The organism is Janthinobacterium sp. CG3 (assembly GCF_000344615.1).
Classification (GTDB): domain Bacteria; phylum Pseudomonadota; class Gammaproteobacteria; order Burkholderiales; family Burkholderiaceae_D; genus Janthinobacterium.
The window spans coordinates 109,519-123,449 of record NZ_KB467826.1; the positions used below are offsets into that span (position 1 = coordinate 109,519).

13 protein-coding genes are annotated in these 13,931 nt (G+C 61.9%); 11 read left to right on the forward strand and 2 right to left on the reverse strand.

Annotation, left to right across the window (positions count from 1 at the left end; translation table 11 throughout):
• Positions 1-93 precede the first annotated feature (93 nt).
• Positions 94-774: a hypothetical protein gene (locus JANGC3_RS0127695; RefSeq protein ID WP_026133609.1), complete on the reverse strand. Its 681-nt coding sequence runs from the start codon at positions 772-774 to the stop codon at positions 94-96.
• A 153-nt stretch (positions 775-927) separates the two neighbouring features.
• Positions 928-1,053 carry a hypothetical protein gene (locus JANGC3_RS34195; protein WP_269746290.1) on the reverse strand — a complete coding sequence of 42 codons (126 nt, stop codon included), beginning with the start codon at positions 1,051-1,053 and terminating at the stop codon, positions 928-930.
• A gap of 792 nt (positions 1,054-1,845) precedes the next feature.
• Here JANGC3_RS34195 and JANGC3_RS0127710 point away from each other — a divergent pair.
• From JANGC3_RS0127710 to JANGC3_RS0127760, 11 genes are read left to right on the forward strand one after another with little or no spacing between them, the layout of a single operon-like run.
• A complete protein-coding gene (locus JANGC3_RS0127710; protein ID WP_017879753.1) occupies positions 1,846-3,771 on the forward strand; it encodes a methyl-accepting chemotaxis protein in 1,926 nt (641 codons plus the stop codon).
• A 12-nt stretch (positions 3,772-3,783) separates the two neighbouring features.
• A complete protein-coding gene (locus tag JANGC3_RS0127715; protein WP_026133610.1) occupies positions 3,784-5,358 on the forward strand; it encodes a chemotaxis protein CheW in 1,575 nt (524 codons plus the stop codon).
• Positions 5,355-6,425: a protein-glutamate methylesterase/protein-glutamine glutaminase gene (locus JANGC3_RS0127720; protein ID WP_017879755.1), complete on the forward strand. Its 1,071-nt coding sequence runs from the start codon at positions 5,355-5,357 to the stop codon at positions 6,423-6,425. Before JANGC3_RS0127715 ends, JANGC3_RS0127720 begins: the two co-directional genes overlap by 4 nt.
• A gap of 12 nt (positions 6,426-6,437) precedes the next feature.
• Positions 6,438-7,061: a HEAT repeat domain-containing protein gene (locus JANGC3_RS0127725; RefSeq protein WP_017879756.1), complete on the forward strand. Its 624-nt coding sequence runs from the start codon at positions 6,438-6,440 to the stop codon at positions 7,059-7,061.
• Between the two features lie 6 nt (positions 7,062-7,067).
• A complete protein-coding gene (locus tag JANGC3_RS0127730; RefSeq protein WP_017879757.1) occupies positions 7,068-7,910 on the forward strand; it encodes a CheR family methyltransferase in 843 nt (280 codons plus the stop codon).
• The gene (locus JANGC3_RS0127735; protein WP_017879758.1) at positions 7,907-8,278 is read left to right on the forward strand and encodes a response regulator; all 372 of its coding nucleotides are present in this window, start codon (positions 7,907-7,909) and stop codon (positions 8,276-8,278) included. The genes JANGC3_RS0127730 and JANGC3_RS0127735 overlap by 4 nt, the downstream gene beginning before the upstream one ends.
• Positions 8,275-10,992, forward strand: coding sequence for a chemotaxis protein CheA (locus tag JANGC3_RS0127740; protein WP_017879759.1), 2,718 nt, complete (start codon positions 8,275-8,277; stop codon positions 10,990-10,992). The genes JANGC3_RS0127735 and JANGC3_RS0127740 overlap by 4 nt, the downstream gene beginning before the upstream one ends.
• Positions 10,992-11,231 (forward strand): hypothetical protein, encoded by a 240-nt coding sequence (locus JANGC3_RS0127745; RefSeq protein ID WP_017879760.1) that lies wholly within the window; start codon positions 10,992-10,994, stop codon positions 11,229-11,231. Before JANGC3_RS0127740 ends, JANGC3_RS0127745 begins: the two co-directional genes overlap by 1 nt.
• A gap of 12 nt (positions 11,232-11,243) precedes the next feature.
• A complete protein-coding gene (locus tag JANGC3_RS0127750) occupies positions 11,244-11,618 on the forward strand; it encodes a response regulator (protein WP_017879761.1) in 375 nt (124 codons plus the stop codon).
• Positions 11,618-12,853, forward strand: a complete 1,236-nt coding sequence (locus tag JANGC3_RS0127755; protein WP_017879762.1) for a methyl-accepting chemotaxis protein — start codon at positions 11,618-11,620, stop codon at positions 12,851-12,853. Before JANGC3_RS0127750 ends, JANGC3_RS0127755 begins: the two co-directional genes overlap by 1 nt.
• 11 nt (positions 12,854-12,864) lie before the next feature.
• A complete protein-coding gene (locus JANGC3_RS0127760; RefSeq protein WP_017879763.1) occupies positions 12,865-13,656 on the forward strand; it encodes a ParA family protein in 792 nt (263 codons plus the stop codon).
• Positions 13,657-13,931 lie beyond the last annotated feature (275 nt).

Below are 13,931 nucleotides of genomic sequence, written 5' to 3' on the forward strand. Positions count from 1 at the left end.
CCAAACGGCATCAGGAAGTGTCAAGACCCCTTGCTCGGCTATGCGCTGTATTTCTGTTGCCACGCCCGCACCTCACTTCTGTGCATAGGAGTATTAAGCATAGACGATGATGGCGAAGACGGCTACTGACAAAAGTAAGTCAGGACTCGTGTGCACAGTCGCCGTCTGGGCCAGCAAAATGGTGCAGTCGCCTTCTGAAAATGACACATAGCCTCGCATACTGGCCGACAGGATGCACGCTTGAAGGCGCGCGCAAGGCCACCTCGGCGTCGCGCCGCTCGGTGATATCGCGGAAGCTCCCGACCCGCCCTTGGGCAGCGACGGGAGCACATGGATTTGCGAGAAGCGCTCGAGCACGCGGCCGTCGGCCAGTTCCAGCAGGTCGTAGCTTTCCGGCAGCGGCGAGCCATCGATGCCCTGCAGTCTGGCCAGGAACTGCTCGGCATCATTGAACTGGACGCTGATCCGGCGCACCAGCTGGCGGTGATCGGCGCCGGACGCCAGCACCTGGCGCAGCCCGAACATGTCGGCCAGGCGCGCATTGAAAGCGCTGACCCGGCATTTGCCGTCGACCGCCAGGATGACGTCGATGGTCGACTCCACCGTGGCGCGCATGGTCGCCAGCGATTGCGCCAGCTGCGCGGCATTGAACTCGAGGTCGCGCTTGGCCAGCAGCAGGGCATCGTCGCTGTGCTGGCGCACCTGCAGGATGCTCTGCGCGTTCTGCAGCACTACCGAGCGCGGCATCGGCTCTTCGTCGTCGGCGAAACTCACGGCCTGCCGCCGAGGATTTCGGCCGCCATCGCGGTGCCGTCGATGCGCGCCCATATCTTGGAAAGCGCGGTGTCGCGCGTGGTCGAGGTGTCGTCGCAGCACCGCGAGAAGCCGTAATCGTCGGTGCTGCCGAGCTGGGGACAGCGGGATGTACTACGCCGCCTCGAACACGCAGTCGCACACTTCTTGCGCCGTCTTGATGTGCGGATCGATCGGCGCGACGACCCCGACGAAGATGCGCACGCCGGGCTTGAGTTGCTCGCGAATGATCTTGAGCACGCGCACCGGTCCGGTACGCCCGCCAGCGCGATGTAGAAGCTACCCACCTTCAGTTCAAACAGGCTCGGCAGCAGTTGGGCGTCGTCGATCTCCGCGCTGTGGGCCGAATTGCGGTCGCTGCCCGGACAGGTGTGGACATCGGTCAATGAGGCCCATGAAGTTGGCCGCGCCATGCCGGCCAGTCGCTGACGGTGCGACTCGGGCTGACCATGACCGAAGCACGTTTGCCGCGCTGCGCAACTGCCCTGGCCAGCCTGCCCCTGATTACGCATATACAAAAAAAACGATCGTTGCGTGGATGGTACAATATTTCCACATGACACTTTTTCTTTTGGACGTATACTCTGGACTATTTTACAGATTGAGCGCTCAGGAAACGAGTGGCAAAGAGACAATGACCATCGCAAGCGTCAAGCTCAACACACGCCTGACGCGGCCGGTTCCGCCGGCCAGCAATCGACAACTCCGACTCAATCGATGCAAGTCCTTTATTGCCGTTGACGACCACCCACATCTCCGACCATAAGTAGGCTAAAAAAGGTATGACACTACAGCCAGACACTCGTGAATTCCCCTCGATGACCCGATGACCAGCATGTCCAAGAGTTGCGCGATGATGAAAGCGTCACGCGTATCCCCAACAGCCCCGTACTGTTGAACCGCGTCGCGCGGCGGGGAACGACTGTGTGTACGCCCTAAATTCGTCTGGGGGAAAGAGGTTCTACGGCCTCAGTTTATTTGTGCAACATCCATTTCGTTCGTCGTTTGCAAGCAACCTCAAGGAATAACTCCATGGCTATCGTTAAGAAACTTACCAATAAAATCCCCGCCGCGTTTGAGCGTGACAGCGGCAAACCGAGCGCCGCATCCGCGCGCGACGCAGAAGTCCAGCGCAAAAGGGCGCGCACGCTCGGCAAGCAGCAGCAGGCGGCCGAGCGCATCGCCGCCGCCACCGGGCAGTTGTCTTCCGGCATCAACGAGGCGGCCTCTGCCGCCGAGGAGTTGAAGCGCGCTGCCGACCAGATCGCCACCGGCGCCGAGCAGGCCTCGGGCGCGGCGCAGGAATCGATGACCGCTTTCAATCAGGTCATTGGCGCCATTGCACTCCAGTTGCGCAATGCCGACATCAGCCAGACCAAAATGCAGGTCGCTCAGACCCTGGTCACCAAAACCGGTTCGGACATTGCCAGCCTCATTACCAACGTCGCCGTGGCCGGGCAACGCCAGATTGCCTCCGTAGCGATGGTGGTGGAGCTGGAAAAACAGGCTGCCAACATCGGCGACATCGTCAAGGCGGTGGCGCGGATTGCCGACCAGACCAATCTGCTAGCCCTGAACGCGGCCATCGAGGCCGCCCGTGCCGGCAAGCATGGGAAGGGCTTTGCCGTGGTCGCCGACGAGGTGCGGACCCTGGCTGAAACCTCGGAAAAGAGCGCCAAGCTGATCCAAGACCTGGTGGGCAATATCCAGGTGGATGTCAAGGCCATCGCCGACGGCATCAACTCCTCGGCCAAGGCGATCGAAGGCGAAGTCGAAAAAGGCAAGGTGATCACCTTGCAGCTTGAGGCTATCCGTACCGACGTGATCGAAGTGGTGCGCGGCATCACGGAAATCGCCACCGGCGCCAAGCAGTCGGACGCCGCCGCCCAGCAAGCCTTGAAGGGCTCGGAGGAAATCGCCGCCGCGGCCCTGGAGCAATCGGCCGCTGCCGAGGAAACCGCCAAGACCGTCCAGCAGCAATCCCAGGCGCTGGCCGAGTCCGAGCAGGCCACCCAGGCCATGGCCGAACTGGCCGAAGACTTAAAAAACTCCACCGATGTGGCCAAGAGCGCCGAGGAAGTCGCCTCTTCCGCGGAGGAACTCTCGTCCGCGGTACAGGAGATCAACAGCGCCAGCGCTCAGATCATGGCCGCGATCGAGCAGATCCGGAAGGGCGCGCAAACCTCGGCGGCGGCGTGCGAACAGTCCGCCGCTGCGGTCACCCAGATCGAACGCGGTGTCGAGCTGGCGCAGCAGCGCGCCACGGACGGCGGCGAAAAGGTGAAGAACGTGCTCGCCACCCTTGCCGTCAACAAGACGTCAGTCGATGAGCTGATCCGCGGAATTACCGCCTCAGTCATGGGCACGCAAGACAGCATCAAGCAGGTCAAGGACTTGGAGCAGGTGTCGCGCCGCATCAACAAGATTGTCGAAGCGATCACCACCGTGTCGATCCAGACCAACATGCTGGCAGTGAACGGCTCGATCGAAGCGGCGCGTGCCGGCGAATTCGGCAAGGGCTTCGTGGTGGTCTCGACCGACATTCGCAACCTTGCCCGCGACTCGGCGGAAAACGCCGACCGCATCAAGGACCTGGTCAAGGCCGTACAGGATCAGATCGCTGCGGTCAGTGCCGATCTCGACGGGATCGTCAAGTCCGCCCTCAGCGAAGTGGAAGGGGCCAAAGCCTCGACCGCGAACCTGGTTCAGATCGAAGCGGACATCCTCGTGGTCGACCAGGGGACACGAGAAATTCTCTCCGCGTCCCAGGAAATTGCCGCTGCCATCGGTCAGGCGAAGCGCGGCATCGAGCAGATTTCCAGCGCCTCCCAGCAAGCCGAGAAAGCCGCCACCGAAGCGGCCGGCGCTGCCACCCAGCAGTCGAAGGGCGCCGAGGAATTGGCCTCCGCCATCGAGGAAATTTCCTCGCTGGCCGACGAACTGCAAAGCGCAGCGTAAAGGGGCGCCATCATGACAACAGAAACGATTGAACAGCGGGTGCCCGAGTCGCACGCCGGGGACGATGGTCTCGAAGAACTGGTCTCCGAGACACGGCAGTTTGTCACCTTCATCACTGGCGGAGAGGTGTTCGCCGTGGACATGGCGCCGGTGCAGGAAATCATCCGCCTGCCCGAGGTGGTGCGGGTGCCGCTGGCGCCGGCCACGCTCGATGGCCTGGCCAACCTGCGCGGCAAAGTATTGCCCATCATCTCGCTGCGCCGCATGTTTGGTTTTCCCGAAAAGGAGCATGACGACACCACGCGTGCGGTGGTGATCGACGTCGGGCAGCCGCTTGGGTTCGTGGTCGACCGGGTGGCCAGCGTGGTCGGGGTCGAGCCCAACCAGATCGAGGATGTTGGCTCGATTCGGAGCACGGTCGATACCGACCTGATTTCCGGACTCATCAAGGGTGTGGGCGGCCACGCCATGATCATGGTGCTGGATTTCGAGAAGCTCATCGCGCGTGAGTTCGCGCACATCGCCGGCCTCGCCAAAGGGAGCGCCATGGCCGCCGGCTTGACGGCCAGCAGCGCCGACGATACCGAGGAAGCGGCGGCGAGCGATGAGCTGCAACTGGTGAGCTTTCACGTGGCCGGGCAGGAGTACGCGATCGCCATCGCGGACGTGCAGGAGATCGTCCAGGTGCCCGACACGATCGTCCATGTGCCGCACGCGCAGTCGCACGTCATCGGCGTGATGACGCTGCGCAGCCGGCTGTTGCCGCTGGTGAGCCTGCGCCGCATGTTCGGCCTGCCCGACCAGCCATTGGACGAAAAAAACCGCATCGTCGTGCTGGCCCTGGGCGGCACGTCGGTCGGCGTGGCGGTCGATGGGGTCAGCGAAGTGCTGCGGGTGGCCAAGAGCTGCGTCGACGTCATGCCCGCCCTGCTCGCCAGGGAGGGTGACCTTGCCGACATTTCCGATATCTGCCGGCTCGACGATGGCAAGCGGCTGGTCTCCATCATCACCGTGCGCAACCTGTTCGACCATTCCGCCATCAAGGAGGCATTGACTACCGTGAACGATACCGATCGCAACACCGGCGCCGACGCGGCCGACATGGATGAGGATCTGGACGACGACGAACAGGTGGTGGTGTTTCGCCTGGGCAAGGAAGAGTTCGGCGTACCCATCAACAGCGTGCAGGAGATCGTGCGCGTGCCGGAAGAACTGATCCATGTGCCGAGGGCGCCGGCGTTCGTCGAAGGCGTCATCAACCTGCGCGGCAGCGTGCTGCCGGTGATCGACCTGCGCCTGCGCCTGGGGCTGGCGCGGGTGGAACGCGCCGACAACCAGCGCATCATGGTGTTCTTGATTGCCGACGTGCGTACCGGCTTCATCGTCGACCAGGTGGCCGAAGTGCTGAAAATCCCCAAGTCGATGATCGAACCGTCGCCGCAACTGTCGAGCGGACAAGGGCGGCTACTGTCGCGCATGGCCAACATGGAGCCGCAAAAGCGCATGGTGCAGTTGCTCGAACCTGCCTATCTGGTCGAAGGCGAGGACTTGACGTCGCTCGCCACCGTGGGGGCGGGCAAGCCGTGATCAAGCTTCTCATCGTCGACGATTCGGCGCTGATGCGGCGCCAGCTGACGCAGATCTTCGCGGCAGCTGGCGGATTCGAGATCAGCCAGGCGAGAAACGGCCGCGAGGCGGTCGAGCAAAACCGCGCATTTCAGCCGCACGTGGTCACGCTCGACATCAATATGCCGGAGATGGACGGCCTCACGGCCCTCTCGCTCATCATGGCCGAGCGCCCGGTGGCAGTGGTCATGGTGTCGTCGCTGACCGAGAAAGGGGCGCTCGCCACTTTCGAGGCGCTCCATCTCGGGGCGGTCGATTACATCGTCAAACCGGGCGGCACCATTTCGCTGTCGATCGACAAGATCACGGAAGAGCTCGTGGGTAAGGTGCGTGCCGCCGCCCGTGCGCGCATCAAGGGTAAAGGATCCGCCGTCAGGGGGCTGGCCCAGTCCATGCGCGAAGAGCGCGAGAAGATCGCGTCCCGTCCCGTGGCTGTGCGCCGCAGCATCGCGGCGGAAGGCCTGGTCGTCGTCGGTGTATCGACCGGCGGGCCAAGCACGCTGGAGGCGATATTGCCGGAATTGCCTGCCGACTTCCCCTGGCCGGTGCTGGTGGCGCAGCACATGCCGGCGGCGTTTACCAAATCCTTTGCCGAACGGCTCAATAGGGTCTGCGCGCTACGGGTCGTCGAGGCCGCGTCACCGATGCCGGTCGAGCCGGGCACCGTCTATATCGCCAAGGGCGGCGCCGACATGGTGGTAGCGATGCGGGCCGACCGGCTCACCGTGCTGCCCAAGCCGGAAAATTCGCAGCACCTGTGGCACCCCTCGGTAGAGTTGCTCGGTCGCTCAGTGCTGGAGCACTGCGACCCGGCACGGGTGATGGCCGTGATGCTCACAGGTATGGGGCACGACGGCGCCGATGCTTTTGCCGAGATCAAGCAACGCGGCGGGCGCACCATCGCCGAATCGGAAGCGTCCTGCGTGGTGTTTGGCATGCCCAGGGAACTGATCGAAAAACGCGGCGCCAGCCTGGTTCTAGCGGCGGAGAAAATCGCCGCCCAGCTCAATGTATGGGCCGGGCGATAAAGGAAAAATGAAATGGCATTCATCAAGAAAAAAGACACCGCGTCTGTCGCCCATGAAGATCGCAGGCAGCTGAGGGAATGTCCGGACCTGATTGCGGGTCTGGAGGACGGCAACGCCGGCGCCCGGCGCTGGGCGGCACGCGATCTCGTCAAGTGCCAGGACGCCGCCGCGGCGCTGGTCGATCGCCTCAAGCGCGAGGGCGATCTATCCGTGCGGGAAGTGATCCTCACCACCTTGACCCGTCTCGGCGATGCAACGGCGGTCGCCGGGCTGGTCGATTGCCTGCGTAGCGAGGACGCGGCCTTGCGCAACGAGGCGATCGAGGCGATGAAGCAGCTGCCCGACGAAGTGGCGCCGATCATGCAAATCCTGTTGGCCGACCCTGACCCGGATGTGCGCATCTTCGCTGTCAATATCCTCGAATCGCTGTGCCACCCGGACGTCGAGTCGTGGTTGATCGACGTCATCGAAACGGAGCCGCACGTCAATGTCTGCGGAACCGCACTGGACCTGCTCAGTGAGGTCGGCAGCGCCGCGGCAGTCGCGGCGCTGGCCAGGCTCAAGGACCGCTTCGCCGACGAGCCGTACATCCAGTTTGCTGCAGACCTGGCGCTCGGCCGCATCCATGAAGACTGACACGCCATGACAAAAATCGCCATCACCGACGATGATTTCCAGAAGTTCCGAGAGTATTTCTACCGCAAGACCGGGATCAACTTCGAGACGAACAAGCGCTATTTCGTCGACAAGCGACTGGTAGAGCGCGTCGAGGCCACCGGTAACGACACCTTTCGCAGCTACTTCAGCATGCTGCGCTTCCAGGCTTCGGGCGCGGAATTGCAACAGCTCACCAACCTGATGACAGTCAACGAAACCTATTTCCTGCGCGAGGACTACCAGTTCAAGTGCCTGGTCGATTCCGTGCTGCCCGAGATCGTCCAGCGCAAGAGCGACAAGAGTCCGATCCGCATCTGGTGCATCCCTTCGTCCTCGGGGGAAGAGCCGTACACCGTTGCGATGTACCTGATGGAGCGCTGGCCGGGCCTTGCCAGGTGGGATGTGGAGATCATTTCTTCCGACATCGACACCGGTATTCTGCACAAGGCACGCGTCGGGCGCTATTCAACGCGTTCCGTGCAGCATGTGCCGGCGCCATGGCTGGCGAAATACTTCACCCGCACCGGTGACGAGTACCAGATTTGCGAAGACCTGCAGCAGGCGGTGGAATTTACCCGCGTCAATCTCGCGGAGCCAGGCGACACCCGGCCTTACCGTAATTTCGATGTGATCTTCTGCCGCAACCTGTTGATCTATTTCGACGATGTATCGCGCAAGGCGGCCGCTGAAACTTTCTATGATGCCCTCAAGCCCGGCGGCTATATCTGCCTGGGCCATTCGGAATCGATGAGCCGCATCTCCTCGCTGTACAAGGTGCGCAAATTCCCTGAAGCCATTATTTATCAAAAACCCCTGGAGGCCCGATGAAACGCATCCTGATCGTTGACGATGCTGCGACTGTGCGCATGTATCACCGCAACATCCTTGGCGCCGCCGGCTACCTCGTTGAAGAGGCGGTGAACGGCATCGAGGCGCTGGAAAAAGCGTTGCAAGACCCGTTCGACCTGTACATTGTCGATATCAATATGCCCAAGCTCGATGGCTACGGCTTCCTGCGCCAGTTGCGAGCGGAGGACCTTCCCCAGGCACCGGCCATCATGGTGTCGACCGAAGCTGCCAGCAATGACCAGACCGCGGCCTACCGGGCGGGAGCCAACTGCTACCTCGTCAAGCCAGCCAAACCAGTGCAACTGTTAACCCATGTCCGGCTGCTGCTCGGCGAGGTGTCCCCATGAATCCGCTGCTCACACAATTCCTTGCTGAAGCGCGCGATTTTCTTCAAGGCATCGGCGAAAAGCTGATGCAACTGGAGCAGGCGCCGAATGACGCAGACCTGATGATTGAGCTGTTCCGTCTGGTGCATACCTTGAAGGGCAACAGCGGCCTGTTTGATTTTCCCGAAATGACCCGCGTGCTACATGCAGGTGAGGACTTGATGGATGCCGTGCGAAACGGCCGGATCGACTATTCGCAGGAATTGGCCGATCAACTGCTCGATGCCATGGATTTCGTCGGGATCCTGTGCGACGAGATCGAATCGACGGGGCGTATCGATGCGGCGCGCGCGGCCGATTCAGCCATGCTGGCGGTGGCGTTGCGCGCGCTGCACGCACTGGCCGATGCCGCCGCGGACAGCCAGCTGGCCGCTGACGCACCATCGCCGGCAACCCCGGCGCCAGATCAGCTGCCGCTGGCCGCGATTCCGGAACTGGTCCGTCTGGATGCTTACCAGCGCGCGATGAACGGCGATGCCGTTCACTGGATCACCTACCACCCGCTGGAGGAATGTTTCTTTCAGGGCGACGATCCGTTCTTCACCGCCCGCCAGACGCCCGATATCCTGTGGGGCCGGATCGTCGCCCGCGAACCTTGGCTGCCGCTGGCCGAACTCGATGCCTACCGCAGTGTGCTCGAGTTCCAGCTACTGACTTCCGCTCCCCGCGGGGAGCTGGCCGAGCACTACCGTTACGTGCCGGATCAAGTAGGCATCGTTGCAGTGGATGCACGGTTCGTGGTAATCCCCCAGGGCAACCCTAACGGCGGGCCGGTGTATGACGATTTTGTCGCCGATGCCCTGCAGCATCTTGAGGCTGGCGATCTTGCCGCGCTCAAGCAGGCAGCGCTGACTATGCTGCACCTTAGCAACCCCGACTTGTGGCTCTCGTCGGCCTTGCGATGGCTGTTGCAGTTGATCGGCAGCGTGCCGGACGACCACGCGGCCTTGCGCAGCCTCATCGAGTCGCTACTCACCTTGACGGCGCCGGATTGGGCCGCCGCAAACCCAGCGCTTGCCGCGAGCGCTGCGGCGCCGAAGGAAGCGCGCGCCAGCGCGCCGCCCATTTCGATGATTCCCCGCAAGCCACTGTCTGAAGAAGACGCCATCGCGCTGGAAGCCATCTTTGCCGCCCAGCGTCAGGTTCTGCTGTTGGACGACCATCCAGCCTGGCAACCGGGGCGGCTCAAGGCTGCCGGCGCGGTGTTGGTCAATTGCTGCAAGGCCACTGGCGATCAGCTGGCTCAGCACGAGATCGAAACAGCGCTCCAGTTGGCCTTGGCGACTGACAACAGCGCGCCGCTGCTGGCATGGCTGGTCGGGCGCGCGGACGGGCAAGCGCCGGCCGCCGCTGCGGCAAGCTCGACTGGCGATGCACTGGTTGCCAACTCCGCCACACCGCTTGCCTCGGTCGCGCCGGTTGAACCCTTATCAGCAAGCCGTCTGGCAATAGCGGACGAAGGTCCCAGATTTACCCGCCGCGCCGAAGACGTCAATGCCGGTCCCACGAGCCTGAAGGTCGATCAGTCCAAGATCGACCTGCTGATGAACCTGATCGGCGAAATGGTGGTGTCCAAGAATGCGCTGCCCTATCTTGCCCAACGGGCGGAAGAGCAGTTCGGCGTGCGCGAACTGGCGCGCGAAATCAAGGCGCAATACGCGGTCATCAACCGCATTGCCGAGGAAATGCAAAATGCCATCATGCAAGTGCGCATGATGCCGGTCTCTTTCGTGTTCCAGCGCTTTCCCCGTTTGGTGCGCGATATTTCACGCAAACTCGGCAAGGAAGTACAACTGGTGCTCGAGGGCGAGGATACCGAAGCGGACAAGAACATCATCGAGTCGCTGGCAGACCCACTGATCCATATCGTCCGCAACAGTCTCGACCACGGTCTGGAAACGCCGGATCTGCGGCTTGCTTCGGGCAAACCTGCGCTGGGCACCCTGACGATCCGCGCCATCCAGCAAGGCGACCAGGTGCTGATCGAGATCATTGACGACGGCAAGGGTATCGACCCGGCAGTCATCAAGCGCAAAGCCTATGAAAAAGGCGTCATTGACGAGGCCACCCTGGAGCGTATCAGCGACCGGGATGCGCTCAACCTGGTGTTCGCCTCCGGTTTTTCCACCGTCGAAGTGGTGTCCGACCTGTCCGGCCGGGGGGTGGGCATGGACGTGGTGCGCACCGCGGTGGAGAAGGTCAACGGCACCATCGTGCTCGAGAGCGAAGTGGCCAAGGGCACCCGCATTTGCATCTCGCTGCCGCTGTCGATGGCGGTGACCCAGGCCATGATCGTCGAATCCGACCGACAGATTTTTGGCGTGCCGATGGACCATGTCGTGGAAACCGTGCGGATTCCCTGCAGCGCCATCCGCACCATCAAGCGCAGCCAGACCATCGTATTGCGGGGAAAGATCATCCCGCTGAAGGCCCTCAACGCCTTGCTCGGACTTCCCGCCGCACCCCAAGCCAATGCCTACGATGAAATGGCGGTGCTGGTGGCGCGGGTGGGCGGCGAGTCGATTGGCCTCATCGTGGATGACTTCCGCGAGACTGTGGACGTCATCCAGAAGCCGCTTACCGGTGTGCTGGCGGGCCTGTCGGCCTATTCCGGCTCGGCCCTCATGGGTGATGGTTCGGTGCTCATGATGCTCAATGTAAAGGAGATTATTTAATGTCGATCGAATACAAGAAGAACCACGCGGTGTTCCGTGACATGGCCAGCGTGGACGAAGCCGAAGGCCTGCTCGAATGGCTGCAGAACAAGCCCGCCGCCCGGGTCGACCTGGGCGCCTGCACCCATCTGCACCCCGCCAACCTGCAAGTGCTGATGGCGGCCGGCAGCCGCATCGCCGTCTGGCCAATCGACGCGAATCTGCGCGCCTGGCTCGACACTGCTTTGAAATCTGAGTAAGGAAGAACTCTCATGTCAAAAACTATTCTGATTGTCGACGACTCGGTCACCATGTTGATGAGCGTCAAGGCCACCCTGGAGATGAACGGTTTCAGGGTGGAAACTGCGGGCGATGGCGTGCAGGCGCTCACCAAGCTCAAGGCGGGGGTAAAGCCCGACCTGATCATTACCGACATCAACATGCCGAACATGGGCGGACTGGAACTGATCAAGAACGTCAGGGCCCTTCCGGGGTTCCGCTTCACGCCGATTTTAACGTTGACGACGGAAAGCCAGGCAGCCAAGCGAGACGAAGGCAAGAAGCTGGGCGCCACCGGTTGGCTGGTGAAACCGATTGCCGGCCCTGACCTGGTGAAGGTCATCAAGCAAGTGGTGCCCGGAGCGTGATGATGAAATTGCGTTACGTGAAATCCCGTCGCGATCTCCTCGTCTGGTTGTCGGGCGTCGCGCTGTCCCTGCTCGCGTTCGGTCTTACCTTCTGGTTCAACTCGGCTTTCGTGGCGTTGTTCAGTAATTCGCCAGGAATGCTGAGATTTTCGACTTCCTTCGGCATGGGCTTCATCGTGTTGATGGTGGTCTGCGTCTACCGCCTGGCGGCAAACAAAGTGGAGGGCGCCCACATCATAGAGGAAAACATCAAGCGGCTAAAGGCGCTCCTGGCCTCTGTGCCGCATCTGACGGATATCTTGCAGGCGCAACTTACCGAAACCAACAGCACCACCGAAACGGCCGCACTGGCGATCCTGCTGCGGCTCACTGAGGTGGAGGCGGAAGCGGCGCGGCTACTGGTCATCCAGGACGCCGGCAAGGTCCGGGCTGCCTCGCTGTACGGCGACGCCCAGGGGCTGATCAACGAGAGCGCGCAGCACCTCGAAGACATGGAAACCCACCGCTGCCAGCGCGTGCAGCGCGTCCAGGAGGAGGGGGCCGCCATCCAGAGCATTGTTGCACAAGTTGCAGAACTTAAAACCTTCACGTATGCGATTCGCGAGGTCACCAGGATGACCAATCTGCTGGCGCTCAACGCCGCCATTGAGGCGGCTCGGGCAGGCACTGCCGGAAGAGGATTCGCCGTGGTGGCTGCCGAGGTTCGAAATCTCTCCAAGCAGATCGAAACGGCCGCTGTGCACATCGAGAAGAGCATCGGGCAAGTCTCGGATACAGTGAACGATAAGTTTGTCGCGATGGTGGAGCAACATCGAAACGAAGACGAAACCAGATGGCTATCGACCTTGGGTTCCACCATGAGCCGCTTGTCCGGCGACTTCCAGGCCGCAGTGGGAGAACTGGACGGAGTAACCCAATACACCCATGCTGCCGTCAGTTCGATCCGCAACGCGGTCATCGACGTGCTGGGACAGGCCCAGTTCCAGGATGCTACCCGACAACAGATCGAGCATGTACAGAACGGGCTTGCGATGTGCGGCCAACGCATGACTCAGGTAGAGAAAGGTTTGGCCGGCGACTGGATGGCGCCGATGGATATCGAGCCCTTGGACTCAGTCATTGAAACTTTGCGCGTGAGCTACACCATGCAGTCGCAGCACGCGACCCATCACGCCGTGGTAGGCGGCGCAGCCACTGTCGTGGAGAATGAACGACCCGCCATTGAGCTTTTCTGAGGACAATACTGATGGCCATGACAATCGTAGTATCGAACCGCAAGGGGGGCGCCGGCAAAACCACCGTGTCAGTGAATGTCGCCGCCGAACTGGCCGCGCAAGGACTGCGGGTATTGCTCATTGACCTGGACTCGCAGGGCCATTGCGCCGTGGGGGTGGGCATCAAGGTCAGCAAAGGTACCCCCACGGTGCATGACATCTTTCGCCGCGCCGACACGCGACTGGCCACCGCCGTGCAGCAGACGGCCTTTGAGAACCTGTCGCTGGCACCTGCCGACCCCTTGTTCGAACACGGTGAGGGGCTGCGCGATGAGGGCTTGTTGAAGCGGGCGCTGGCCGAAGAGGAGATCGTGGCGAACTTTGACGTGATCATCCTCGATACGCCACCCTCGCTGGACATTCTGCTGCTCAATGCGCTCACTGCGGCCAACTGGGTGGTGGTGCCCTTCGTGCCCCATCCGCTGTCGAGTGAGGGCGTGAAACAGCTGATGCGGGTGCTGTTCAAAATCATCTCCGGCACCAACCAGCAGCTCAAGCTCGCCGGATTCCTGCCCATGATGGGCAACGACCATATCCGGATCCAGCGCACCGTCACGGGTGACGTCGCGCACCAGTTTGGCGCCTCCCGTCTGTTGCCTGCCATCCGCAGCGACATCCGTCTCGCAGAAGCCTTCGCTGCGGGAAAGCCGATCCGTTACTTCGCGCCCAAGAGTCGTGGCGCGAAAGACTTCGCCGAGCTCGGGACGCTGCTGGCTCAACTGTGCCGTGACGGGCGTGGTTCAAAAACGGGCCGTTTTGGGTGACACAGGCGGCGGGAATCTTGCCCGGAAATGGACGTTTTTTAGCTGGAGCTGTTTGTGTGAGGAGGCGGCACTGGCCTCTCCAGCGGAGCAATCGGTTCTGTCGCGTTGTTGATCAAACGGCGGAAATTGGCCGAAAACGGAGCTGCTCCCCTCAAACTGGACGGACCACTCCTGCCATCGCAGAAAATTGGTCGGCGAACGACATCGCCTCAGCGCCGTCGATCTCGAACTGACCTTTGCGGAGGTTCTGTCGCATTAGCGAACATCGGCGGGGG